21 protein-coding genes are annotated in these 25,246 nt (G+C 67.9%); 1 reads left to right on the forward strand and 20 read right to left on the reverse strand.

Annotation, left to right across the window (positions count from 1 at the left end; translation table 11 throughout):
* Window positions 1–46: 46 nt before the first annotated feature.
* From pyrF to pyrR, 6 genes are read right to left on the reverse strand one after another with little or no spacing between them, the layout of a single operon-like run.
* A complete protein-coding gene (gene pyrF / locus RIV12_RS00880) occupies window positions 47–931 on the reverse strand; it encodes an orotidine-5'-phosphate decarboxylase (RefSeq protein WP_075416962.1) in 885 nt (294 codons plus the stop codon).
* The gene (carB, locus tag RIV12_RS00885) at window positions 928–4,278 is read right to left on the reverse strand and encodes a carbamoyl-phosphate synthase large subunit (RefSeq protein WP_075416963.1); all 3,351 of its coding nucleotides are present in this window, start codon (window positions 4,276–4,278) and stop codon (window positions 928–930) included. Before carB ends, pyrF begins: the two co-directional genes overlap by 4 nt.
* A 1-nt stretch (window position 4,279) precedes the next feature.
* Window positions 4,280–5,503, reverse strand: coding sequence for a glutamine-hydrolyzing carbamoyl-phosphate synthase small subunit (carA, locus tag RIV12_RS00890; protein WP_075416964.1), 1,224 nt, complete (start codon window positions 5,501–5,503; stop codon window positions 4,280–4,282).
* Window positions 5,496–6,818: a dihydroorotase gene (locus tag RIV12_RS00895; RefSeq protein WP_075416965.1), complete on the reverse strand. Its 1,323-nt coding sequence runs from the start codon at window positions 6,816–6,818 to the stop codon at window positions 5,496–5,498. The genes carA and RIV12_RS00895 overlap by 8 nt, the downstream gene beginning before the upstream one ends.
* Window positions 6,815–7,804, reverse strand: coding sequence for an aspartate carbamoyltransferase catalytic subunit (locus tag RIV12_RS00900; RefSeq protein ID WP_075416966.1), 990 nt, complete (start codon window positions 7,802–7,804; stop codon window positions 6,815–6,817). Before RIV12_RS00900 ends, RIV12_RS00895 begins: the two co-directional genes overlap by 4 nt.
* A complete protein-coding gene (gene pyrR / locus RIV12_RS00905) occupies window positions 7,801–8,469 on the reverse strand; it encodes a bifunctional pyr operon transcriptional regulator/uracil phosphoribosyltransferase PyrR (protein WP_075416967.1) in 669 nt (222 codons plus the stop codon). Before pyrR ends, RIV12_RS00900 begins: the two co-directional genes overlap by 4 nt.
* A 391-nt stretch (window positions 8,470–8,860) precedes the next feature.
* On the opposite strand from pyrR, the gene RIV12_RS00910 reads away from it, so the two are divergent.
* Window positions 8,861–9,724 carry a glycoside hydrolase family 16 protein gene (locus RIV12_RS00910; RefSeq protein WP_075416968.1) on the forward strand — a complete coding sequence of 288 codons (864 nt, stop codon included), beginning with the start codon at window positions 8,861–8,863 and terminating at the stop codon, window positions 9,722–9,724.
* Between the two features lie 106 nt (window positions 9,725–9,830).
* Here RIV12_RS00910 and RIV12_RS00915 read toward each other — a convergent pair whose 3' ends face one another.
* The 14 genes from RIV12_RS00915 to RIV12_RS00980 form a co-directional block, all read right to left on the reverse strand.
* Window positions 9,831–10,469, reverse strand: coding sequence for a hypothetical protein (locus RIV12_RS00915; protein WP_075416969.1), 639 nt, complete (start codon window positions 10,467–10,469; stop codon window positions 9,831–9,833).
* 263 nt (window positions 10,470–10,732) lie between these two features.
* Window positions 10,733–11,224 (reverse strand): transcription antitermination factor NusB, encoded by a 492-nt coding sequence (gene nusB, locus RIV12_RS00920; protein WP_075416970.1) that lies wholly within the window; start codon window positions 11,222–11,224, stop codon window positions 10,733–10,735.
* Window positions 11,224–11,787 (reverse strand): elongation factor P, encoded by a 564-nt coding sequence (gene efp, locus RIV12_RS00925; RefSeq protein WP_010615272.1) that lies wholly within the window; start codon window positions 11,785–11,787, stop codon window positions 11,224–11,226. Before efp ends, nusB begins: the two co-directional genes overlap by 1 nt.
* Before the next feature lie 90 nt (window positions 11,788–11,877).
* Window positions 11,878–12,444, reverse strand: coding sequence for a shikimate kinase (locus RIV12_RS00930; RefSeq protein WP_075416971.1), 567 nt, complete (start codon window positions 12,442–12,444; stop codon window positions 11,878–11,880).
* Window positions 12,441–14,309 carry a 3-dehydroquinate synthase gene (gene aroB, locus RIV12_RS00935; protein WP_075416972.1) on the reverse strand — a complete coding sequence of 623 codons (1,869 nt, stop codon included), beginning with the start codon at window positions 14,307–14,309 and terminating at the stop codon, window positions 12,441–12,443. Before aroB ends, RIV12_RS00930 begins: the two co-directional genes overlap by 4 nt.
* Window positions 14,310–14,385: 76 nt before the next feature.
* Entirely contained in the window at window positions 14,386–15,618 is a 1,233-nt protein-coding gene (aroC, locus tag RIV12_RS00940; protein WP_075416973.1) for a chorismate synthase, read from the reverse strand.
* 66 nt (window positions 15,619–15,684) lie between these two features.
* A complete protein-coding gene (locus RIV12_RS00945) occupies window positions 15,685–16,635 on the reverse strand; it encodes a shikimate dehydrogenase (protein ID WP_075417017.1) in 951 nt (316 codons plus the stop codon).
* 4 nt (window positions 16,636–16,639) lie between these two features.
* Window positions 16,640–17,851 (reverse strand): endolytic transglycosylase MltG, encoded by a 1,212-nt coding sequence (gene mltG, locus RIV12_RS00950; protein WP_075416974.1) that lies wholly within the window; start codon window positions 17,849–17,851, stop codon window positions 16,640–16,642.
* Window positions 17,848–18,363, reverse strand: a complete 516-nt coding sequence (gene ruvX, locus RIV12_RS00955; protein WP_075417016.1) for a Holliday junction resolvase RuvX — start codon at window positions 18,361–18,363, stop codon at window positions 17,848–17,850. The genes mltG and ruvX overlap by 4 nt, the downstream gene beginning before the upstream one ends.
* 40 nt (window positions 18,364–18,403) lie before the next feature.
* Window positions 18,404–21,115 carry an alanine--tRNA ligase gene (alaS, locus tag RIV12_RS00960; protein WP_075416975.1) on the reverse strand — a complete coding sequence of 904 codons (2,712 nt, stop codon included), beginning with the start codon at window positions 21,113–21,115 and terminating at the stop codon, window positions 18,404–18,406.
* 237 nt (window positions 21,116–21,352) lie between these two features.
* Entirely contained in the window at window positions 21,353–21,976 is a 624-nt protein-coding gene (gene rpsD / locus RIV12_RS00965; protein WP_009747225.1) for a 30S ribosomal protein S4, read from the reverse strand.
* A 255-nt stretch (window positions 21,977–22,231) separates the two neighbouring features.
* On the reverse strand, window positions 22,232–23,632 hold the full coding sequence (locus RIV12_RS00970) for a replication-associated recombination protein A (protein ID WP_075416976.1): 1,401 nt from the start codon (window positions 23,630–23,632) through the stop codon (window positions 22,232–22,234).
* Window positions 23,633–23,766: 134 nt separating this feature from the next.
* Window positions 23,767–24,384 carry an L-threonylcarbamoyladenylate synthase gene (locus RIV12_RS00975; protein ID WP_075416977.1) on the reverse strand — a complete coding sequence of 206 codons (618 nt, stop codon included), beginning with the start codon at window positions 24,382–24,384 and terminating at the stop codon, window positions 23,767–23,769.
* A gap of 57 nt (window positions 24,385–24,441) precedes the next feature.
* Window positions 24,442–25,215, reverse strand: a complete 774-nt coding sequence (locus RIV12_RS00980; protein ID WP_075416978.1) for a glycerophosphoryl diester phosphodiesterase — start codon at window positions 25,213–25,215, stop codon at window positions 24,442–24,444.
* Window positions 25,216–25,246: the final 31 nt, after the last annotated feature.

Here is a 25,246-nt window from a genome sequence, read left to right on the forward strand (position 1 = left end):
TGTTTCCGCACACACCCTCGCCGAAGTGGGCGACAGCGCACGAGGCTCAGCGAAGAGCCGTCACGGCCTCATGGGCAGACGCCAGTGCGGCTTTTCGCAACTCCTCAATGGAGGGACCGGCCCGGAGAACCCCGCGCGAGGTGGAGGCCAGGACCTGACGGCGCGCCGCCCCGAAAACGGTCTCCAGCTCGGCCGGCCCTGCTCCCTGGGCGCCAATCCCGGGCGCCAGCAAGGGGCCGTTGGCACGCTGCAGGTCGATTCCCAGATGAGAGACCGCTCCTCCGACGGTGGCACCGATGACCAGCCCGATGCAGCCGAGTCTGCCTTCGCCACTGGCCTGGGCGTTGGAGGCGGTCACTCCCTCCACGATGCCTGCGGCCACGGCCCGGTCCCCGTTGACAGCGTGCTGAACGGCGGCTCCTTCAGGATTAGAGGTCAGGGCCAGGACGAAGACGCCCCGTCCGTTGGTCTCCGCGAGATTGAGCACGGGAGTCAGGGAGCCGTAGCCCAGGTACGGTGACACGGTGATGGAGTCCGCGGCCAGAGGAGCATCGTCTGACAGGTAGGCCTGGGCGTAGCCGGCCATCGTGGAACCGATGTCCCCGCGCTTGACGTCGAGAACGGACAGGGTGCCGACGTCGCGCAGGGCCGCCAGGGTCTCCTCGAGGACCGCGATGCCGGCGCTGCCGTGACGCTCGAAGAAGGCGGACTGCGGCTTGACGGCGGCCACGTGCCCTCCGACGGCTTCGACGGTCCGCAGAGCGAAGTCTCGCAGCCCCGCGGCCGAGTCGGCCAGTCCCCAGGCCTCGAGCAGGTTCGGGTGGGGGTCGATGCCGACACACAGGGGTCCGTGATCATCCATGGCATCAGCCAGGCGCGCGCCAAAGGAGCGACGGGAGTGATTGTGCTGATTGGGGACGGTGGGGGTCATCGAGTCTCCTTGTCGGCAACGTAGTGGGGCTCGGGCGCTGAGCATCGCCGGGATCGGCGGGCGGCAATGTGCTCCTGGAGGCTGCGAACCCGGAAGGGTCCGCGCAACTGGGCCTCGAGGGCCTGGACCGCCGCCTGGAGCTGTTGAACTGTGGTGATGATGGGGCGGTCGGCGCCGGTTGTAGCCGCGCGGATGGAGTACCCGTCGGCGCGGGCTCCCTGGCCTTTGGGAGTGTTGACGACCATGTCGACGGCGCCGGACTCAATCAGCCCGGCGATCGTCTGCTCACCGTGCGCGCCGACGCCCTGGCTGATCTTGCGCACGGCCATGGCGTCGATCCCGTTGCGGCGCAGTACCTGTGCGGTCCCGGTGGTGGCCAGGACGGTGAAGCCGAGCTCGGCCAATCGAGCCACCGGCAGGATGATGGCGCGCTTGTCCCGGTCCGCCACGGATACGAACAGTGTGCCCTCTTCTGGCAGACCGCCGTAGGCGCCGGCCTGGGACTTGGCGAAGGCGCGGGGGAAGTCCACGTCGTAGCCCATGACCTCACCGGTGGAACGCATCTCCGGTCCCAGGATCGTATCGACGACACGCCCCTCGGCGGTGCGGAACCGTTTGAATGGCAGGACCGCCTCCTTGACGGCGATCGGGTCATCGGGATCGGTGATGGCGGCGTCGGCCTCGGGCAGGTGGCCGGAGGACCTGAGCGAGGCGATCGTCTCCCCTGCCATGATGAGGGCCGCCGCCTTGGCGAGCTGCACGCCGGAGGCCTTCGAGACGAAGGGGACCGTGCGTGAGGCCCTTGGGTTGGCCTCAATGACATAGAGGACGTCGGAGACCAGGGCGAACTGGATGTTGAGCAGCCCGCGCACCCCCACCCCGACGGCGATCGCCTCAGTGGAGCGCCGGATGCGCGCGATCTCCGTGTCGGAGAGGGTCATGGGTGGCATGACGCAGGCCGAGTCGCCGGAGTGGATCCCCGCCTCCTCGATGTGCTCCATGACTCCGCCGAGGAACAGCTCGCTTCCATCGTAAAGGGCGTCAACGTCGATCTCGATGGCGTCATCGAGGAACCGGTCGATGAGCAGCGGCCCGGTCCCGTAGACGCCACCGGGCTCGCGGCCGGCTCGCTGGAGATAGTCGTCCAGGCCGCCGGCGTCGTAGACGATCTCCATACCTCGCCCACCGAGCACATAGCTCGGGCGCACCAGGACCGGGTAGCCGATGTCCTGAGCGACCGAGCGGGCCTGCTCATCGCTCAATGCGGTGCCGTGCGCCGGTGCGGGCAGCCCGGCGCGCTGGAGGACGACGCCGAAGGCCTCGCGGTCCTCGGCAGCGTCGATGGCCTCGGGGCTTGTGCCCAGGATCGGCACCCCGGCCTCGGACAGCCTGGAGGCCAGGGACAGCGGCGTCTGCCCGCCGAGCTGGACGATGACACCGGTCACCGGACCTGCCGCGCGCTCGGCCTCATAGACCTCGATGACGTCCTCGAAGGTCAGAGGCTCGAAGTAGAGCCGGTCGGAGACGTCGTAGTCAGTGGATACGGTTTCCGGGTTGCAGTTGACCATGACGGTCTCGTAGCGCTCGGACAGCGCCATGGAGGCGTGGACGCAGGAGTAGTCGAACTCGATGCCCTGCCCGATGCGGTTGGGGCCCGAGCCCAGGATGATGACGGCCTCGCGCTCGCGGGGCGCAACCTCGGTCTCCAGGTCGTAGCTGGAGTAGAGGTAGGGGGTACGTGAGGCGAACTCGGCTGCGCAGGTGTCCACGGTCTTGTAGACCGGGCGCAGCCCGAAGGCGTGACGGACCTCGCGCACCGTGTCCTCGCCGATGCCTCGCAGAGCGGCGATCTGGACGTCGGAGAAGCCGTGGCGCTTGGCCAGGGCCAGGACCTCGGGGGTGAGGACCTCGGCGTCCTCGACCTCCTGAGCCACCTCTTGGAGGAGCAGCATCTGGTCCAGGAACCAGGGGTCGATGCGTGTGGCCTCGTGGAGCTGAGAGATCGTGGCGCCTCCGCGCACTGCCTGCTGGAGGTCGACTAGCCGGTGCTCACTGGGGGTGGCGATGGACTCCAGCAGCTCGGAGGTCTGCTGTGCGGTGGGAGCAGGTCCGTCCCAGTGGAAGACAGTGCCCTTCTTGTCCAGGGATCGCATGGCCTTCTGAAGCGCCTCGGTGTAGGAACGGCCGATGGCCATGGCCTCTCCCACCGACTTCATGGTGGTGGTGAGCCGGGGATCGGCGCCCCGGAACTTCTCGAAGGCGAAGCGCGGAACCTTGACGACCACGTAGTCCAGGGTCGGTTCGAAGGAGGCCGGTGTGGAGGCGGTGATGTCGTTGGGGATCTCGTCGAGTGTGTAGCCCACGGCGAGGCGGGCGGCGATCTTGGCGATCGGGAAGCCGGTGGCCTTGGATGCCAGGGCGGAGGACCGCGAGACGCGCGGATTCATCTCAATGACAATGATCCTGCCGGTGGCAGGGTCGACTGCGAACTGGATGTTGCAGCCGCCGGTGTCGACCCCGACCTCGCGGATGACGGCGATACCGATGTCCCGCAGCTGCTGGAGCTCGCGGTCGGTCAGGGTCAGGGCCGGGGCGACCGTGACGGAGTCGCCGGTGTGCACGCCCACGGGGTCGATGTTCTCGATGGAGCACACGACCACCACGTTGTCGGCGGCGTCACGCATGAGTTCGAGCTCGTACTCCTTCCAGCCCAGGATTGACTCTTCCAGGAGGACCTCGGTGGTGCGTGAGGCGGCCAGACCGGCACCGGCAATACGGCGCAGATCGGCGTCATTGAAGGCGACGCCGCTGCCCAGACCCCCCATCGTGAAGGAGGGGCGCACGACGACGGGGTAGCCGCCCAGCGCATCCACTCCGGCTCGGCACTCGTCCATGCTGTGGGCGATGACGCTACGGGCGACCTCGGCGCCGCAGCGCTCGACGACGTCCTTGAACTCGTCGCGGTCCTCCCCGGCGTTGATGGCCGCGGCGGAGGCGCCGATAAGCTCGACGTCATACTCCTCGAGCACACCCCGCTCGACCAGGCTCATGGCGGCGTTGAGGGCCGTCTGCCCGCCCAGGGTGGGCAGGAGGGCATCGGGGCGCTCCTTGGCGATGATGGTGGTCAGGACCTCGGGGGTGATTGGCTCGATGTAGGTGGCATCGGCGACGTCCGGGTCGGTCATGATCGTGGCCGGGTTGGAGTTGACCAGGACGACGCGGATTCCCTCGCTGCGCAGGACTCGGCAGGCCTGGGTGCCGGAGTAGTCGAACTCGCAGGCCTGCCCGATGACGATGGGGCCCGATCCGATGACCAGGACGGAGGTGATGTCAGGGCGAGCAGGCATGTCAGTTCTTGTCCTCGCGGTCCTGGCCCTGGCGGTGCTCCCGCATGAGGCGGATGAATCGGTCGAAGAGGTGCTCGGCGTCGTGGGGGCCGGCAGCGGCCTCGGGGTGGTACTGCACCGAGAAGGCCGGCAGATCGAGAGCCCGCAGTCCCTCGACGACGCCGTCATTGAGCCCTAGGTGAGAGACCTCCACCCGGCCGTAGCGACCATTGTCGAAGGGCGCCACGGAGGGCTCGTCAACGGGCGCGTCGACGGCGAAGCCGTGGTTATGGGCTGTGATCTCCACCTTCCCGGTGGTGCGGTCCAGGACAGGCTGGTTGACGCCGCGGTGCCCGTAGGTGAGCTTGTACGTGCCGTACCCCAGGGCCCGCCCCAGGAGCTGGTTGCCCAGGCAGATGCCGAAGAAGGGGATGCGCGCGTCGAGCACGCCGCGCAGAAGCTCGATCTCGACGTCCGCGGTCCCGGGGTCTCCGGGGCCGTTGGAGAACAGGACGCCGTCAGGCCTGAGTGCAAGGATCTCGGAGAGGGTGGTAGACTGGGGCAGGACGTGTACGCGTACGCCGCGCTCGGCGAGCTGCCACGGGGTACGCGACTTGATGCCCAGATCGATGGCGACCAGGACCGCGACCGGCTCCTGACCCTCGGCCGGTCCGGTGGGCTCGACGACGTAGCCGGAGGGAGTGGTCACCTCGGCGGCCAGGGCGCGACCGCTCATAGGTGGCTCGCTGCGCACAGTCTCCAGGCAGATGTCGACACAGGCCTGGCTGGGACCACCGGGGTCGGTGCCTCCGGCAGGCAGGGAGTCCCCGGAGAAGATGCCGCCGCGCATCGCGCCCGCCTCGCGTAGGTGGCGGGTCAGCGCCCGGGTATCGACCTCGCATATCCCGACGATGCCGGAGGCCCGCAGGTCGTCCTCCAACTCCCGGCGGGAGCGCCAGCTGGAGGCTCGTCGGGCCGGTTCGCGCACGACGTAGCCGGCCACCCAGATACGGTCGGACTCGGCGTCTTCGTCGTTGACCCCGGTGTTACCGATGTGTGGTGCCGTCTGAACCACGATCTGGCGGTGGTAGGAGGGGTCGGTCAGTGTCTCCTGATACCCGGTCATCCCGGTGGAGAAGACGATCTCCCCGATGGCGCGTCCTGGAGCCCCATAGCTGCGGCCCCGCAGGGCCCAGCCGTCCTCCAGGACGAGGAGGGCGGCTGGGCGGTGGGTCGACTCAGACATGAGCCGAGTCAGCAGGGGCCTCGACAGGAGCCCCGTCCAGGACGGTGGGCCGGCCGTGGAGGAAGGTGGCCATGACCTGACCCGGGAGCTCCATGCCCGCGTAGGGGGTGTTGGTGGAGCTGGTCCATTGAGCGGAGCCGTCGACGGTGCGGCGCACCTCAGGGTCGACCACCGTGATGTTGGCCGGAGCCCCGATCTCCAGCTCACATCCCTGGTCGCTCAGGCGACCGATACGGGCAGGGGTCGAGGACATGGCCCGGGCGATGTCGCGCCAGGTCATGCGTCCGGTGCTGACCATTGTCTCGATCAGGACACTCAGAGCCGTTTCCAGTCCCGTCATGCCGAAGGCTCCGGCCTGCCACTCGCAGTCCTTGTCCTCCACCGGGTGCGGGGCGTGGTCAGTACCGACGACGTCGATGGTGCCATCGGCCAGGGCCTCGCGAACCGCCTCCACGTCCTCGGCCGTGCGCAGCGGAGGGTTGACCTTGTACAGCGGCGAGTAGGTACGGGCCATCTCGTCGGTCAGCAGGAGGTGGTGCGGCGTGACCTCGGCGGTGACATTGATACCGCGGGACTTGGCCCACCGGATGATGCCGACGCTGCCGGCGGTGGACAGGTGGCACACGTGCAGACGCGAGCCCACGTGCTCGGCCAGCAGGACGTCGCGGGCGATGATCGACTCCTCCGCCACCGCGGGCCAGCCGCGCAGTCCCAGCTCTGCGGAGACAACGCCCTCGTGCATCTGGGAGCCCTCGGTGAGGCGGGGATCCTGAGCGTGCTGGGCGATGACGCCGTCGAAGGACTTGACGTACTCCAGTGCCCGGCGCATGAGGACGGGGTCGGAGACGCACTTGCCGTCGTCGGAGAAGACGCGCACGCGGGCGGCGGAGGTCGCCATGGCGCCCATGTCGGACAGGTGCTCACCGGCCAGTCCTGCCGACACGGCCCCCACCGGGTGGACGTCCACCCAGCCGGCCTCACGACCCAGCCGCAGCACCTGCTCAACGACACCGGCGTTGTCCTGGACGGGCGTGGTGTTGGCCATCGCGAAGACGGCGGTGTAACCGCCAACGGCCGCCGCGCGGGTACCGGAGTAGATGGTCTCGGCGGACTCCCCTCCGGGCTCGCGCAGGTGAGTGTGGATGTCGACGAGCCCGGGCAGGGCGATGAGCCCGTCAAGGTCATGGCGCTGGGCGTCGGCGGGGGCCTTCGCTGCGGCGTCAGGGCCGATGGCGGTAATAGTGCCATCGGTGATGAGAATGTCAGTGGGGTCCTCGCCGTAGGGGCGGACACCGGTCAGGAGGTGGGAGGTCACAGCTGGTTCCCTTCGTCAGCGAGGAGGAGGTAGAGGGCGGCCATACGGACAGAGACTCCGTTGCCGACCTGCTCGATGATGCGTGAGCGGGGGTCGTCGGCGGCCTCGGCGGTGATCTCGAGGCCGCGGTTCATGGGGCCGGGGTGCATGACGATGGCATGCTCCGGCATGGCCCGGCGCCGGGCTGAGGTGAGGCCGTAGACGCTGGAGTACTCGGAAGGACTCGGGAAGAAGCCACCGCCGGCGGCACTCATGCGCTCGCGCTGGACGCGCAGCATCATGACGGCGTCGGGCTGGATGTCCTCGATCGCCTCATCAAGGTTGTAGGAGACCTCGCAGGGCCAGTCGTCCATGCCGACGGGCAGCAGCGTCGGGGGCGCCACGAGGGTGACCTTGGCTCCGAGTGCCGTCATGAGGTCCACGTTGGAGCGGGCCACCCGGGAGTGCAGGACGTCTCCGACGATGATGAGGCGGGCGCCTTCCAGGTCGCGCCCCTGCGGGGCGGGACTGCCGTCCGCTGTCGCGCCGGCACCGGGGACGTACCAGCGGCGCAGCGTCATGGCGTCCAGAAGCGCCTGGGTGGGGTGCTGGTGGGTGCCGTCGCCCGCGTTGAGGACCGGCACGTTGATCCAGCCGGCGTGGGCCAGCAGGTGCGCGGCGCCGCAGGCGGAGTGGCGCACGACGACGGCATCCGCGCCCATGGCCATGATCGTCTGGGCGGTGTCCTTGAGGGACTCCCCCTTGGACAGTGAAGAGCCCTTGGCCGAGAAGTTGATGACGTCGGCGCTCAGGCGCTTGGCGGCGGCCTCGAAGGAGAGCCTGGTGCGAGTGGAGTCCTCGAAGAAGAGGTTGACCACGGTCTTGCCGCGCAGCGTTGGGAGCTTCTTGACCGCCTGGCTCTGCGTGGCGGCCATCGCCTCAGCGGTGTCCAGGATCATGACCGCCTCGTCGTGGGTCAGGTCCTTGGCGGAGAGCAGGTGCTTCATCGGGTGGCCTCCTGGTCGGCGCGCTCGCTCGAACGCTCAGTAGGGACGTCTGCGGGAACAATGGTGACGGCGTCGGTGGAGGCGCCGAGCTCGGTCAGGGAGACCACGACCTTCTCGGTGCGGGAGGTCGGCAGATTCTTACCCACGTAGTCAGCGCGGATGGGCAGCTCCCGGTGGCCCCGGTCGACAAGGGTGGCGAGCTGTACGGCCCGGGGGCGGCCGACGGCACCCAGGGCATCGAGGGCGGCACGGATGGTGCGTCCGGAGTAGAGGACGTCATCGACGAGGATGACGACCTTGCCGTCAATGCCTCCCTGGGGGATCTCAGTGGGACGGGGCACGCGGATGGGATGGCGCCCCAGGTCGTCGCGGTACATGGTGATGTCCAGGGTGCCGACCGGGACCCTGGCGGCAGCCTGAACCTGCCCCGCCTGCTTGGACCACTGCGTTCCTTCGCTCGAAGCGACGGCGAGCGCCTCGACGAGTCTGTGTGCAAGTGGCGCTCCCCCGCTGGGGATCCCTAGGACGACGACGTCCTGAGTCCCGTGGTTGCGTTCCAGGATCTCGTGCGCGATACGGAACAGGGAGCGGGCTATATCGGGAGGTCCGAGGATCTCCTTGCCCTGGATCGATGCGCCAGAGGCGCCTGACAAACGTTCGGCCATTTCAGGCCTCCTTCCCCGCCTCTCTGGACGGACTTAAAGGATGTTGGTCGCCAGCGAGTTTACGCCACCCGCAGCGGCTTGCGCTCGCCCACGCAGAACGGGCTTCAGAGACGAAGGTCACGTCGATGTCAGTGAATCGGCTCTACACCTGGTACCAGTCGCGGCAGGGCGTGTTTTGCGTCTACAAATCGTCCGTGACAATGTTTAGTCTTAGCCCAATGCTCGGGCGTCACCAGACGCTGACTGCGAGATCGTCACAACATGTCGAGAGCTTGAGAAGTGAGTGCCGGATCCATCTGAGCCCGATTGAGAGCTGAACGATGTCGCGGGGCAGACAAGGTCCGGTGTTGCTGCCGCTTCAGCGACTTCTTCTCAAGCAAGGAATGCCCTCATGACACTCCCTACTCGACGTTCGATCATCACCGGCCTCGGCGCCGGGGCGGGGCTGGCCGCCGCTGGTCTGGTGTCCCCCTCGCCGACCGCTGCAGCCAAGCCGACCTACGATTTCGGCAGTCTTATCTTCAATGAGCAGTTCTCCAGCGGGACGGACTTCTCTCCGTCGCGTTGGCGCGACAACCGCTCGGAGCCCGAGTCCTGCACCAGTTATGACTGGGGGGTGTTCACGCATGACTCCCACAGCATCAGCAACGGTGTCGGGCATCTCCTGTGGCGCAAGCGCGCCACTCCCCTCAAGGGCTTCCAGAACCGCTTCGACAAGGAGCCGACCCTTCGCTACGTCGACCAGGCATTTGTCACCACGCAGGGACTGTTCTCCTTTGTCTACGGCTCCTTGGAGACCAGGGCGCGCTTCCCGCAGTCAGCCGAGGGCCTGTTCGCCGGGATCTGGTTGCGAGCGGACGACGATGACAACGGAGGCGAGATCGATGTCGTTGAGACCTATGGTGGCGGCAGCGCCACCGGTATCGCCGAGTCGACTGTGCATTTCGGCCAGGCGGGGGGCACAGGAAGCAACCTGGGGGTCTCGCCGCGGCCCGATCTCACCCAGTGGCACACCTACGGGATGGAGAAGACCCCCGAGAGCATTCTTTTCCTTTTCGACGGTCAGCCCTACCACGAGGTCTCGCGTTCAACATCGGAGAAGGAGTTCGATGAGTGCTTCGGTGACGACGCCGCCTACCACATCTGCTTAACCACGCACAGCGGAAGTATTCACCGAGGCCGGCTGAACCATGAGGGCTTCACCCAGGCACAGGTGGATATTGACTATATCGTCGTACGGGCCATGGACGAGTAGCTGATGCGGCGCCCTCAGCCTGCACTCCGGCCGGTTCGCCAGGACGCGTTGGCGCGGGCTGAGGGACTGTGCCGGCACCCGAGTTCTCCTCGGTGCCGGCAACAGATCATGCGAACTGCGTTCCCGGAGCCTGAGGCGCTCTGACCGATGGGTCCAGTGCCCTGCTCATGCGGAGGAGAAAGCCGAACCCCACTGCGATCAGAGCCTGCACCAGGTCGCAGGTGATAAGCACTGATTCCATGAAGTAGTCAGTGCCCCCAGCAGAGGAGCCGGACGATCCCTCCAAGAACAAAGTGACATAGCTGATGACGGCGGGAAGCCCCGCGACGATACTCGCGGCCAGCAGTGCCGACGTTGGCATCTTGGCCTCGTCCCATCCGTCGGGCTGGACTCTGGGCGTCCTGGAATGCGCCTTGATGCAGGCGATGAGAGCAAGGATGAAAGTAGCGATCCACCCGAGGCCAACGATGAACGGGGTGAAGATCATCGCGAGAAGGCCAATGAAATCAAGGAATGTGAACTCCAGGGACGGATCCTTTGGGACGACGGAAGTAACGAATAAGGTGGTGGAGGTGATCATCTGAACGCTCATGGTGATGATCCCGGCGACGCCACTCGAGAGAGACACCTTGCGGGTTGCGGAGCGCTTGCGCTGAACCGTCGTCAGGACCGGGTCGTTCCAGCCGAAGCCAGGAACAGGAGTCTGCCCCATCGAGGGGTAGTAGCGGCCGTAAGGAACTGTCATGTGTCCGTTCCACGGGTAGCCGGCGTTGTCGGGACCGGACGGTAACGATGCTGGACTCTCGGGGCCATACGTCCCCTCCTTGAGCGACGAACTGCCCTTGATGTAGGGGTAGTCGTTGGGATTCTGGGGAGGTAGGTGACTCACGGGGGTGCTCCAGCATCGGCAGAGGGGATGGCCTCAGCCTAGGCCGACGGTGTCGGATGGGAGCACCTCACGGCATAGGGAGTGCACCCCATGCCGTGAGCCCCTTCGCTCCATATGACTCAGCGCAACGTGTCCGCGAGGTCGCCGATACGCCCTAGAAGCCCTCCCAGGTACCTGGGTGACTCATCGGTGGAGAGCATCCGGCTCAGCGTCATGGCCTCGTCCACGGCAACAGGAGCATCGACGTCGTCGTTGTAGACGATCTCCCAGGTGGCGACACGGGCAATGGCGCGGTCGACGGCCGGCATGCGCCCCAGGGTCCATCCCTGGGCGTAGGTCTGGATCGTCTCATCAACGTCGCCCAGATGGTCGCACACACCGTTGAGGATATCCCGCGTGTAGGCAGGGGCCTCGGTGTGGTTGGCCGAGCTGACGGCGCGCAGCTGCGCGAAGGAGCGCAGCTCCTCAGTGTCCTCGGAGCTCAGCATCCCGCGCTGATCGGCCTCGAAGAGGATCTCGATGGCACGCCGGCGAGCCTTGGTGCGGGCGGTGACCGGGTGCCGCGACGCGGGGCTCGAGTGGGTCGAGCCCTCCTCGGGATGCTCGGTCATCAGTCGTTGACGCGGGAGATGTAGGAGCCGGAGCGGGTGTCCACCTTGACCTTGTCACCGGTATTGAGGAACAGGGGGACCTGGATCTCGGCACCGGTCTCGACGGTGGCCGGCTTGGTGCCCGCGCTGGAACGGTCGCCCTGGAGGCCCGGCTCGGTGTGGGAGATCGTCAGGACCACGGAGGCCGGCAGCTCGACGAACAGGACCGAGTCCTCGTGGAAGGCCACGATGACCTCCTGGTTCTCCAGCATGAAGGTGGCGGCGTCGCCAACGGTGGCCGAGGGGACGTAGGTCTGCTCGTAGGACTTGACGTCCATGAAGACGTAGTCGTCGCCGTCCTTGTAGAGGTACTGCATGTCGCGCCGGTCAACGGTGGCGGTCTCGACCTTGAGGCCGGCGTTGAAGGTCTTGTCGACGGTCTTGCCGGACAGGACGTTCTTGATCTTGGTGCGCACGAAGGCGGGGCCCTTGCCGGGCTTGACGTGCTGGAACTCCACTACCTGCCACAGCTGGCCCTCGAGGTTGAGCACCATGCCGTTCTTCAGGTCGTTCGTCGTGGCCACGAGGGTTTCCTCACTGTTGCATTGCATCTGGGACGCGCTGATCCTACCGCGACCTGCCGCGCTCACCCCGTGACGGGCGTGTCGCACCGATCACGAGTGGCGGGACAAATCGGCTGCGACGGCGCTCATCACCTTCTCGCCGGCCTCGTCGGGGGTGGTTGTGGTGGTGTCGATGACGACGTCGGCCAGATCCCGGCACTGGGCCTGACGTTCGTGGAGCATCTGGACGAACTGGTGGTGGATGGTTCCCAGGGCCACGGACCGGGGTGCGTCGAGACCGTTACGGGTGGCCAGGGCCCGGGTGGCGCAGATCAGGGCCACGACGCGGTGACTCTGACGGTTGGCGAGCCTAAGACGCTCAAGGCCCTGGCGTACTCCAGCAGCCTCCAAACAGCCCGATCCCAGGGCGACGACGACGCTCCCGGTCTGGGCACGCTCCAGGAGCCTCACAGCGGTGTCGGCCTCGACGCGGCGGTACTCGGTCTCCGGCACCGCAACGAGCGCCAGGTCCGGGCGGGTTCCCAGCTCGTCGGCAACGAGCCGCCCCAGATCGAGCACGGGCAGGCCCTGGGCACTCCCGACGGCACGGGCCACGCTCGAGCAGCCGGCACCCGGCGGGCCGGTGAGGATGAGTGAGCCCGGTGCCGTGGCACTCAACCGCGGTGCCCTTCTGTTTGGTGGGCCCCACCGGTGACAGCCTCATGAGCCGACAGGAGAATACTCTCCGCCGGCGCCTGAACCCGCACGGGCCTGGCGATGTCATCGAGCAGGACGAGACGTAGTCGGCCGCCGCGCACCTTCTTGTCGCTCATCATGGCCTCCTTGAGCTCCTCCCAGCGTCCCTCCCCTTCGGGGAAGCGGGTCGGCAGGCCGACCGCCTCGAGGCTCTGCCGGTGCAGGGCGAGTGCGTCACTGCTCAGATTGCCGTTGCGGTGGGCGATCTCGGCGGCGAAGACGCAGCCGACGGCCACCGCCTCTCCGTGACGCCAGGAGTACCCGGTGACCTTCTCGATCGCGTGGGCGTAGGTGTGGCCGTAGTTGAGGACCTCCCGTAGGCCGGCCTCAGTGAGATCCTCCCCCACGACGGCTGCCTTGACCGCTACCGAACGGGCAACCAGGTCGGCCAGTACTGGCGAGTCCCAGGTCAGGCAGTCGGCGGGATCGGCCAGGACCCGGTCGAGAATGACGGAATCGGCGATCAGGCCGCACTTGACGACCTCGCCGAGTCCGGCCCGCAGCTCGGAGGCCGGCAGCGTGGAGAGCGTCTCCAGGTCGGCGATGACAGCGGCCGGCGGGTGGAAGGCACCCACCAGGTTCTTGCCGGCGGGCGTGTCGATCCCCGTCTTGCCGCCCACGGCGGCGTCCACCATGGCCAGCAGCGTGGTGGGCACCTGCACCACGGGAACACCCCGCAACCAGGTGGCGGCGGCGAAACCGGCCAGGTCCGTCGTCGCCCCACCACCGAGACCGACCACGAGCCCGTCGCGCCCCAGGCGGAAGGAGCCAAGCCGATCCCACAGGTGCTCCAGGACGCGCGCCTTCTTGGCCGCCTCTCCGTCGGGAACCTCGAGACGCAGGACGCGCAGGCCCTCGGAGGTCAGTGCCGCCTCGGCCGCGGCGGCGCGGTCGGCCAGCGCCTTGGCGTGAACGACGGCGACACCTCCCGCACCCGCCCCCGGAACGTCCTGCACGAGGCGGGGCAGCTCGGCCACGATCCCGTGGCCGATGAGCACGTCGTAGGGGCTCTCTCCGGCAACGCTGACCCGTCGTGCCCCACTGCAGACCTCGGTGGTGGCAACGGGCCGGACACGGACGCGCCGAGGCGAGTCACCGGGCCCGTCCGGGGCAGTGGCGGAGTCCGCCTGCGTCTCGGCCATGGGCGCCAGGACACTGACCGCCTGAGCGGTCTGGACCCCCAGGGCCACGAGGATGAGAGCGGCGATCTGCTGGGGGCTGAGCCCATCGGTGGGCACGGTGAGAGTGGCGACCTCGGAGTACAGCGGTGAGCGCTGAGCGTGGAGCGCCTCCATCCGCGCCAGGACGCCCGCGTGCTCGCCGTGCTCCTCACAGCGCTGCTGAGCGGCACGGGCCTGGTCGGAGTCCGCGTCAGGAGCCATGACAGGGCGCCCCGACCCGTCGCCCACGTGCTTGGCGGCGGTGCTCGGGGAGGCGGACAGGTAGATGACGGTATGACCGCGCAGCAGGTCTCGGTTCTCGGAACGCAGAACCGCTCCCCCACCCAGGGCGATGACGCCCTGAGCGGCTGCCGGGGAGTCCAGGACCGCCCGCATGGCCCGGTGCTCGCGGTCGCGGAAGCACTCCTCCCCCTCGGAAGCGAAGATCTCGGGGATCGTCATGCGGGCGCGCCGGCGGATCTCGGCGTCGGTGTCGGTGACCTGGACCCCCAGGGCCTGGGCCAGGAGCCTGGCCTGAGTGGTCTTGCCCGCGCCGGGCAGCCCCACCAGCACCAGGGGCAGCTGGTCGTCGCGCAGAGCGATGGTCGGAACACGCTTCCAGGTCATGATCGTGTCTGCCTCTCCGTTGAGATCGCTGTGGGTGGTACCAGTATCGCCCGAGCAGAGCGAGTTGCCACGAGATTCACCGCTCGGTTCGCCACTGTGTCCGTTCTGCGATGCGGGCCTGGTAGGAACGGAGGTTGCGTCGGGCCTCATCGACCGAGTCGCCTCCGGTCTTGTCCAGCAGAAGATCGGCCAGAACCAGGGCGGTCATGGCCTGAGCGATCACCGCTCCGGGGACGACGGCGCACACGTCGGAGCGCTGGTGCAGCCCGGTGGCGGCCTCACCCGTGGCCAGGTCGACGGTGCGCAGGGCCCTGGGCACCGTGGAGATCGGTTTGAATGCGGCCCTCACCCGCACATCGGAGCCGTTGGAGATGCCGCCCTCGATGCCGCCGGCACGGTTGGTGGGCCTGGTGAGCGTTCCTGAGGTCACTGAGACGATCTCGTCATGGGCGGCTGAGCCCCGCCGGGCCGCCTCGGCGAAGCCGTCGCCGATCTCCACACCCTTAACGGCCTGGATCCCCATGAGCGCGGATGCCAGGCGCGCGTCGAGGCGGCGGTCGGCGCTGACATGGGTGCCCAGTCCCACTGGGACACCGGTGGCGATGACCTCGACGACGCCCCCGAGCGTGTCACCCTCCTTCTTGGTGCCATCGATCTCAGCGACCATGGCGGCACTGGTGGCAGGATCCGTGCAGCGCACCGGGTCTGCGTCCAGGCGCCCGGTGTCCTCAACACTCGGTGGGGGCGCGTCCTCGGGCAGGGCGACCGAGCCGATCCGCACGACGTGGCTGACCAGTCTGATGCCGGCGACCTGTGCCAGAAGGGCCTCGGCCAAGGCCCCCAGCGCCACCCGGGCGGCGGTCTCACGGGCTGATGCCCGCTCCAGGACCGGACGAGCCTCATCCAGGTCGTACTTAAGCATCCCTGGCAGGTCCGCGTGCCCGGGCCTCGGGCGGGTCAGCGGTCGGTTGCGGGCGATCTCACGCTCATCGCCGGTCCCGGCGTCGATGAGCAGCTCATGGGGATCCACGGGGTCGGCACTCATGACCGTGGACCACTTGGGCCATTCGGAGTTGCCGATCTGTAGGGCGACGGGGCTACCGATAGTGCTCCCGTGGCGGATGCCGCCCAGGACCCGCAGCTCATCGCGCTCGAAGGCCTGGCGAGCACCGCGCCCGTGCCCCAGACGACGCCGGGCCAATGCTGCCCGAATGTCCTCACTGGTGATCCGCACGCCTGCGGGCATGCCCTCCAGCACCGCGGTCAGGGCCTCGCCGTGGGACTCCCCGGCCGTCATCCATCGAAGCATGAGGCAGATACTCTCACACGCCGATGTCGCCTCCGGCGTCCCACGTCGAGATTCCCTGCGCGCGGATCAGCCGTCGGTGCCGGCCAAGGTCGAGGTCAGTGCCGCGCGCATGCACTCGATGTCCGGCTGCTGCCCGGTCATGAGCTGTACCTGGGGCACTGCCTGGTGCAGGAGCATGAGCCAGCCCGGCGCGACGGCTCCGCCGGCACGACCCCAGGCCTGAGTGAGAGCAGTGGGCCAGGGGGCGTAGACGACGTCGAGCATGACCGCCGTCGGACGACTCCGACCCGAGCGGTCCGCAAGCGCATCCAACGGACCGGCCAGAGGATCCGCTGCCCCGGCGGGCAGAGTCGAGATGACGACGTCTGCTGCGGCCAGGCGCCGGGACGCCTCGATGTTGGAGGCTGCGTCGGTGGGCTTCCAGGTGAGGGTCTCAATACTCAGCCCCATGCGGTGGGCGGCGCTGAGCGCGCGACCGGGGCCGGCGTGCCTTCGTGCCACAACGGTGATCCGGCCGGCCCGGAGCTCTCCGAGCGCCGCAAGGGCCGAGCAGGCGGTGGCGCCCGAGCCGAGGACGACGGCCTGCTCGACCCGGAGGTACTCATCCGGCGAGCCCGATGTCTGTCTGCCGGCGGTCTCCCGCAGTGCGCCCACGATACCTGCGACGTCGGTGTTGAAGCCGGCCAGGAGCGCGCCTCCTGCGCCGCTGCGCTGCGCCACCACGGTGTTGACGGCACCGACGGCCTCGGCGAGGGGGTCGATGACGTCAAGGTGCGCCAGGAGCGTCTGCTTGTGGGGCATGGTGACGCTCAGGCCCGCCCAGGCCGGCCCGGCCTGAACCGGAGCGGCCAGTTCGGCGAGCAGCCCGGGCAGCTCTGGAGGCGCTGTCTCGAGCCGCTCGTAGGACCAGTCGTCCAGCCCCAGTCCGGCGTAAGCGGCTCGATGCAGCACGGGAGACAGCGAGTGGTTCACCGGGCTGCCGATGACGGCTGCGCGGTGGCGGATCACTGCCGCCATCGGGTCAGCCACTCTTCTTCTCGCCGTTGCAGATCTCCTTGTTCTTGTTGCAGTAGTCGTTGAGCTTCTTGGTGTTGGCCTTCTGCTCGTCATTGGTGGAGGCGAACAGGGTCTCGCCGGTCTCGAGGTTGACCGTGACGAAGTAGAGCCAGCTTCCGGCCGGTGGGTTGATCACCGCCTTGATGGCCGCCTCACCGGGACTGCCGATCGGCCCTGGTGGGAGCCCCTTGTGGACGTAGGTGTTGTAGGCGTTGTTGGCGTCCTGAGTCTCCGCCTCGGAGGGGATGCCGCCATAACGCCCCAGGCCGTACTGCACTGTCGAGTCCATCTGGAGCAGGCCGTGGGTCTCTCCATCGGTCTGCGCCAGACGGTTCTCAATGACCCGTGCTGCCTGCCCGTAGTAGCGTTCGCTGTTGACCTCACGCTCAACGATGGAGGCCTTGGTCAAAACCTTCTGGTAGTCCTCCTTGGGCACCTTGAGCTCTTTGAGCTGGGTGACGGTCTTGGAGACCATCTTCTTGATCAGGTCCTTGGGAGTGGCGTTCTCGGCGACGTCGTAGGTGCCCGGGGCGAGCCAGCCCTCCACGTTGCCGCCGGCCTCCGCGGGCAGACCGATCCCAGCAGTATCGGCGTAGGCCGCCTCGATCTGCTCATCGGTGAAGTTGCCGACCTTCTTGAGCCGGTCCTTGACGATCTGCTTGGTGACACCTGCGGGGATGGTCAGTGTGTGATCGCCCTTGCTCTCAGGGTCGAGCAGCGCCTGGAGCGCGGAGCTCGCCGACATCTTCTTCTTGAGCTTGTAGGTGCCCGGCTGGATCGTATTGCCCTTCGGGTTGTTCTTCGCCGCATTGGTGAAGGCCTTGCCGGAGGCGACGACGCCCTTGCTCTGGAGGATGTCACCAATGTCGACTCCGGAGGCTCCCTCCGGGATCGTCACGGTGACCTCGCCCTCGCCTTCACCCTTGTAGTCCTCGGCATGGGTCGCCTGGGCAGAGGCGTCACGCATGATCCCGATGGCCTTGTAGCCCAGGACGCCGACAGCCGCGAGGGTGACGACAATGACAAGGCTCGTCAGCCAGTGCCGGCGCCGCTTTCGCTGACGGCGCTCAACCTTCTCCATGCGCCGCTGTCTGCGGCTCTTGGGTTTGTCCTTGGCGTCGCCAGCGTCCTCATCGCGCTGGATGCCGAGCTCGGCGAAGAAATCGTCGTGGCTCACGCTCTGCCTCTCTTGATCGGGTGGACTCGCTCACCGGCCGGGACCCCGGACATCCGCTCAGTTGTGATGGCCTGTTCAAGGATGACGACCGCTGCCGCTTGGTCGACGATACCGCGAAAGCTCCTCTCCTTCAGGCCAGCCGCGTGCAGATCCCGGTGAGCAGTGACGGTGGTGAGTCGTTCATCGACCAGCCGGACGCACACCCGCTGCGGCAGGCGGCTCGCCAGGTCGCGCGCCCATGCGCGGGCGTCCCTGGTTGAGCTCGAGCTGCCTCCGCCCATGTGCTTGGGCAGACCAACGATCACCTCGAAGGCACCGTACTCCTCGACGAGGTCAACGGCCTCGTCGAGGTCTGCACCATAACGGTCCCGCCTGAGAGTTACCACAGGAAACGACAGAATCGCGTCCTGATCGCAACGAGCGACACCGATACGTGCCTTGCCGACGTCGAAGGCGATGCGTACGCCGGGACGGAAACCCGTCGGGGCAGGCTGAGCCGATGAGTCTGTCACGTGATCTGCCACGGAGTGCGGGGCGAGCCGGCTCGCCGGGTCAGGCCTGGATCTGCTCGGCGACGGCGCGCAGCGCCTCGTCCAGAGCCTCTGGGTTCTGACCACCGCCCTGAGCCAGGTCGTCCTTGCCGCCACCGCCGCCACCCAGTACCTGAGCGGCGGTGCGCACCAGGGCACCGGCTCGGATGCCCTTGTCACGGGCACCGGCATTGGTGGCCACCACCACCACCGGACGCGAGCCCAGGACCGCACCGACAGCGACGACGGCGGGCTCGGCGTCACCGAGCCGGCTGCGGGCGTCGAGGGCCAACGAGCGTACGGCGTCGGCGGAGCCGACGGGCCCGAGGTCTGCTGACGCGAGACGGACCTCACCCAGCCGGACGGCGTCTGAGACGATGCCGGCCGTGCGCGCGGACAGCGCCGCCTGCTCGGCCACGGCCAGGCGCTTCTCGGCATCCTTCAGGCGCGTCATGAGACTCTCGACGCGCTCGGGCAGGTCCTCGGGACGGCCCCCGACCATGGTGGAGAGCTGGGAGACCAGGGCGTGCTCCTTGGCCTGGTAGCCGTAGGCGCCCTCACCGACGAGGGCGTCGATGCGGCGTACCCCCGAACCGATCGACGACTCGCCCAGCACCGCGATACGGCCGATGTGCCCAGTGCTGGGAACGTGGGTACCGGCGCACAGCTCCTTGGACCAGTCACCGCCGATGGAGACGACGCGCACCTCCTTGCCGTACTTCTCCCCGAACAGCGCCATGGCTCCTGCGGCGCGGGCGGCGTCGATGTCCATGACCTCATCGGTGACGGCCAGGTCCTCCGACAGCCTGGCGTTGACCCGCTCCTCAATGCCGGAGATCTGGTCTGCAGCCAGGGCGGAGCCGTGACGGAAGTCGAAACGCATGCGGGAGGGGGAGTTCTCACTGCCGGCCTGGGTGGCGTTGTCGGAGACGATCTCGTGAAGCGCCTTGTGCACCATGTGGGTGGAGGTGTGGGCACGTGCGATCGCCAGGCGGCGAGCCGAGTCAATCTGGGCGAAGGCCTTCTCCCCCACTGCGATCGTGCCCTCGGTCAGGGTGCCGCGGTGGACGTGCAGCCCTTTGACGGGGGCCTGGACGTCATCGACCTCGACGGTGCCGCCGTCAGCCAGTCGGATCGTACCCCGATCGGCGAGCTGACCACCCATCTCAGCGTAGAAGGGGGTGCGGTCCAGGATGACCTCGACCTCGGCCGGGGCGGTCACGACGCTCTGCGGGACGCCGTCGACGAGGACCCCGGCGACGGTGGCCTCGGCGGAGGACTCGGTGTAGCCCAGGAAGGTCGAGCCACCACCCATCTCCTTCTCCAGCTCGCGGAAGACTCGGATGTCGGCGTGCCCGGTCTTCTTGGCGCGAGCGTCGGCCCGAGCACGCTCCTTCTGCTCGTTCATGAGACTGCGGAACGCGCTCTCATCGACATCGACCCCCTGCTCGGCCGCCATCTCCAGGGTGAGGTCGATGGGGAACCCATAGGTGTCGTGCAGCTCGAAGGCGCTCTTGCCGGACACCAGCGGGCGCCCGGTGCGGCCGGCCTCCTTCTTGGCCGAGGCCACCGCGGTGTCCAGGATCGTGGTGCCGGCGGCCAGGGTGCGGCGGAAGGCGTCCTCCTCGCCGTAGGCCACCTCGGAGATGGTGCTCCAGCCGGTCTCCAGCTCGGGGTAGGAGGCCTTCATGGCGTCCTTCGAGACGGTCAGCAGAGTGGGCATGGCGGCCTCGTCGACGCCGAGCAGACGCATGGAGCGCACGGCCCTGCGAATGAGTCGGCGCAGGACGTAGCCGCGACCGTCGTTGCCGGGGCGCACGCCGTCGGAGATGAGCATGAGGGCGGAGCGCACGTGGTCGGCGACTACCCGCATGCGCACGTCATCGTGGTAGGCCTCGCCCGCCTCGGGGCCGGCGGAGCCGCGGCCGTATACCTTTCCGGAGAGCTCCTCGGCGGCCTTGATGACGGGGAAGACCTCGTCGATCTCATACATGTTGGGCTTGTCCTGCATGATGAAGGCCAGACGCTCCAGACCGGCTCCGGTATCGATGGCCGTCTGGTCGAGCTTGCCCAGGAGCTCGAAGTCGTGCCCCTTGCCCTCTCCACGCAGGAACTCGTCGAAGACAAGGTTCCAGATCTCCAGGAAGCGGTCGCCCTGGGTGTCGACGGCGGGACCACCGTCGGGCCCGTAAGCGGGGCCGCGGTCGTAGTGGATCTCGCAGCAGGAGCCGGCGGGGCCGGGCTGCCCTGTCGACCAGGAGATGTCCTTGAAGGGAAGCAGCTGGATCCGCTCGGCGGGAACCCCGATCTCACGGGTCCAGTAGTCGAAGGAGACCTGGTCCTCCTCCCAGATCGTCATCCACAGCCGGTCCCCGTCCAGACCGTAGCCGCCCTCCTCCCGGCTGCCTGTCAGCAGACCCCAGGCGTAGGAGATGGCCCCCTCCTTGAAGTAGTCGCCGAAGGAGAAGTTGCCGTTCATCTGGAAGAACGTGCCGTGGCGCGTCGTGATACCGACGTTGTCGATGTCATTGGTGCGGATGCACTTCTGCACCGAGGCCGCCCGGGGCCAGGGGGCCTCCTCAGTACCCAGGATGTAGGGGATGAAGGGCACCATGCCCGCCACAGTGAACAGGATGGAGGGCTCGGGAGACACCAGGGAGACCGAGGGCCGGATCTCGTGCTCGTTCGCGGCGAAGTAGTCCAGCCAGCGGCTGCGGATCTCGGATGTGCGCATGGGGTCCTCATCCTGTTCGAGGTGTGCCCGGGCACTGCGGCCCTCGGGCCGGGTGCTGGGCGTGTGGACGGTGTGGTGTGGTCGACCGGCCGGCCCGGTACACAGTGCAAACGGTGGAACCAATCGCCTGTGGGCTCGGAGCCGGTCGGGTTGCTCCATGGTGAGCGTACTCCCACGCCGGGGCGCCCCGAACCTCTCAAGGGTCCGGGGCGCCCCGGCGTCAGGTGAGTGTGAGGGTCAGCGCGAGTAGTACTCGACGACCATCTGGACGTCACAGGTCACGGGGACCTCGTCGCGCTTGGGGCGGCGCACCAGCGTCGCGGAGAGCTTCTCGAGGTCCACGTTGAGGTACTCCGGGACGGGGGGCAGCACGTCGCGGTGCGCGCCGGCGGCGGCGACCTGGAAGGGCACCATCACCTGGGAGCGGGGACGGACCTGGATGGTCTGGCCGGGCTTGACGCGGTAGGAGGGGCGGTCCACGACCTTACCGTCGACGAGGATGTGGCGGTGGACCACGTCCTGGCGGGCCTGGGCGATGGTGCGGGCGATCCCGGAGCGCAGGACGAGAGCGTCCAGGCGCATCTCAAGCAGCTCGACGAGGGACTCACCGGTCAGGCCCTGACCGCGACGGGCCTCCTCGAAGACGCGCTGGAGCTGGGCCTCGCGGATGCCGTACTGGGCGCGCAGGCGCTGCTTCTCCTTGAGACGGACGGCGTAGTCGGACTCGGTGCGACGACGGGCGCGGCCGTGCTCGCCGGGGCCGTAGGGGCGGCGCTCGAAGTAGCGCACGGCCTTGGGGGTCAGCGGGATGCCGAGGGCGCGAGAGAGGCGCACCTGACGGCGGGAGCGTGAAGAGCTCATGTGTTTCATTCCTGTCGGATCGGTGGTCGCACGCCGTGGCTGGTGCCGACGGCGCGGGGTCAAGCCTCGGTTCGGGCCGGGACCCCAGGAGGTCCGCATCGCCATCGGCCGGTGGCGCCAGCAGGAGCCATCAGCCGTCCTCGATGTGGACAACTCGAGAACTCTAGCGTGCTCACCGGCAAAAACCTATGTCGGAACCGCTCGGTGTGAGACGGTCCTCAACCTCTGCCCGGCTCGGCCGTTCAAGGGAGTGCGCTACCGCTCATCGAGGATGCGTCGGACCGCCTCGAGACGGGAGGCGAGCTGCTTCTCGAAGCCGTTGCCGGTGGGCCGGTAGTACCGACTGTCCTCGAGCCCGTCGGGCAGATACTGCTGACCGACGACGGCGTGGGGGAAGTCGTGAGGGTAGCGGTAGCCCTTGCCGTGCCCGAGTCCCTCGGCCCCGGCGTAGTGGGCATCGCGCAGGTGAACGGGCACGGCCGAGGCCTTGCCGGCCCTCACATCGGCCAGCGACTCGTTGAGCGCCACGGTGACGGCGTTGGACTTGGGGGCGGTGGCCACGGCGAGCGCGGCCTGGGCCAGGATGAGGCCGGACTCCGGCATTCCGATCATGGCGACCGCCTGCTGCGCGGCCACGGCGGTGGACAGCACCGTGGGGTCGGCGAGCCCGACATCCTCAGCGGCGTGGATGACGATGCGGCGGGCGATGTAACGAGGATCCTCCCCTGCGGCGATCATGCGCGCCAGGTAGTGCATCGTGGCGTCGGGATCCGAGCCGCGCATCGACTTGATGAAAGCGCTGATGACGTCGTAGTGCTGGTCTCCGGCCCGGTCGTAACGCACCGCAGCCACGTCGGCGGCCCGCTCGATGTCGGCGACCTCAATGACGGGCTCCTCCCCCGTATCGCGCGCCAGGACCGTGCCTGCGGCGGCCTCCAGCACTGTGAGCGCCTTGCGGGCGTCGGAACCGGCCATGCGCACGATCTGCGCGCGCGCCCCCTCACTGATGCGTACTGTTCCGGCCAGGCCCCGCTCGTCATCCAGGGCACGATCGACAAGTCGCCCGATGTCATCGGCTTGCAGAGGATGGAGCGTCAGGAGCAGGGAACGGGACAGGAGCGGCGAGACGACGCTGAAGGACGGGTTCTCCGTGGTGGCTGCGATGAGCGTCACCCACCGGTTCTCCACACTGGGAAGCAGGGCGTCCTGCTGAGAGCGGGAGAAGCGGTGCACCTCGTCGATGAACAGCACCGTCTCCTCCCCCGCCGCCAGACGGCGCCTGGCATCCGAGACGACGGCCCGTACGTCCTTGACGCCTGCCGTCACCGCCGACAGCTCCACGAATCTGCGGCCGCTGCCTCGTGCCACCAGGTAGGCCAGCGTTGTCTTACCGGTTCCGGGCGGGCCCCACAGGATGACCGAGGACAGGGACGATCCGGAGGGCCGTGCGGCGCCACCGCCCTGCTCGCCCACGGGGAGGTGCCTGTCCGCCCCAGCCGGTTCCACGAGTCGTCGTAAGGGCGATCCAGGAGTGAGCAGGTGCGCCTGCCCCTCGAGCTCATCGAGTGTGCGCGGACGCATCCGTACTGCCAGCGGTGCGTGGGAGTCCACGGGGATCCCGGCGTCATCCGTGCCGGCCGACTCGAACAGGTCCATGGGCCGACCCTATCCTCCCCCGCTCCCGACTCCACTGGAACCACTGGTCGCCCAGGTGGCTACGACGACTCCTCTCCGGGTCCGACGCCAATCGGACCCGGCGAGCACCGTGAGCACGGCGGCGGCCGAGTCGGTCACAGGAGGCTGACGTCTCCGGCGCCCTCGCGCAGCACCTCGGGGACGTCGTCGGTCAGGTCGATGACGCTGGTGGGCTCCCCCTGTCCGACCGGCCCCTCGATGACGACGTCGATGAGGTGCCCCAGCGAATCCTGGATCTCCCATCCGTTGGTCTCGGGCTCCTCCTGGCCGGGGCGGATGAAGGTGGAGGACAGGATGGGAGCGCCGAACTCGGCGACGAGGGACTGGGTGATGGCGTGGTCGGGGATGCGCACGCCCAGCGTGTGCTTCTTGGGGTTGAGCGTCATCCGGGGCACGTCCTTGGTGCCCTTGAGGATGAAGGTCCACGGCCCCGGGGTAAGCCGCTTGATGAGCCGGAAGGCGTTGTTGCCCACGATGGCCAGCGGCCCGACCTGGGCGAAGTCGGCGCACACGAAGGTGAAGTTGTGCTTGCCGTCGAGCTGGCGGATGGTGCGGATCCGGTCCAGCCCCTCCTTGTTGCCCGGCGCACAGGCCAGGGCGTATCCGGAGTCGGTGGGGTAGGCGACCAGGCCGCCGTCGCGCAACGTGTCGACGACCTTCTCAACCAGACGCACCTGCGGGTTGACGGGGTGGAGCTCGATGTAACGTGCCATGCCCCCACCCTACCGCGAGTGACAGGTCTCACACAGCATTCCGAAGGCAGGAGAACGTCAGCCGCGAGGGATCTGGTGAGGGACGTCGGAGAAGACACCGGTCACGCCCCAGTTGAAGAGCTCGTTGGCTCGGCTCGGCGAGTTGACGGTCCAGACGTTGACGCCGTAGCCCTCGGCCCGAAACTCCTGAACCTGCTGCCGGGTCAGTCCGGAGTCCTCGGGGTGGATGTAGTCGGCACCCACGATCTCGAGCGTGCTCCTCCAGTCACCCGACAGCGCACGACTCTCATAGAGGCACCCCACGGGCACCTCCGGGGCGCGCTGCTTGAACAGGTGGAGCAGGAGGTGGCTGAAGGAGGAGACGATGACCTTGACGTCCGGACGCAGGCGCTCGAACTGTGTGATGACGCCGTCGATGAGGCGCAGAGTCGCCTCCTTGCCGGTCTCATTGGGCTTGATCTCGATATTGGCGTTGAGACCGGTGTCATTCATGAGGTCGATGAGCTCCCTCAGGGTGGGCAGCGGCTCACCCACAAACCGAGGGGAGAACCAGCCTCCGGCGTCGATCCCCTCCAGGTCGTCCACCGTCAGGTCGTCGTACCGACCGGTGCGATTCGTGGTCCGATCCAGGGTCGAGTCATGGCAGATGATGACTGTTCCGTCCGCAATGATGTCGACGTCGGCCTCCACCCACGCCACCTGATGATCCATCGCACAACGGAAAGCGGCCATGGTGTTCTCCGGGGCCAGCGAGCTCAGGCCCCGGTGCCCGAAGATCATGCGCTCGTCTCCGCGTACGCACCCACCACTGTCTGAGGTCACCGATGACATGGCCGGAATGCTACATGAGCCGCACGAACGC

Source organism: Actinomyces stomatis, assembly GCF_031292835.1.
Taxonomy (GTDB): domain Bacteria; phylum Actinomycetota; class Actinomycetes; order Actinomycetales; family Actinomycetaceae; genus Actinomyces; species Actinomyces stomatis.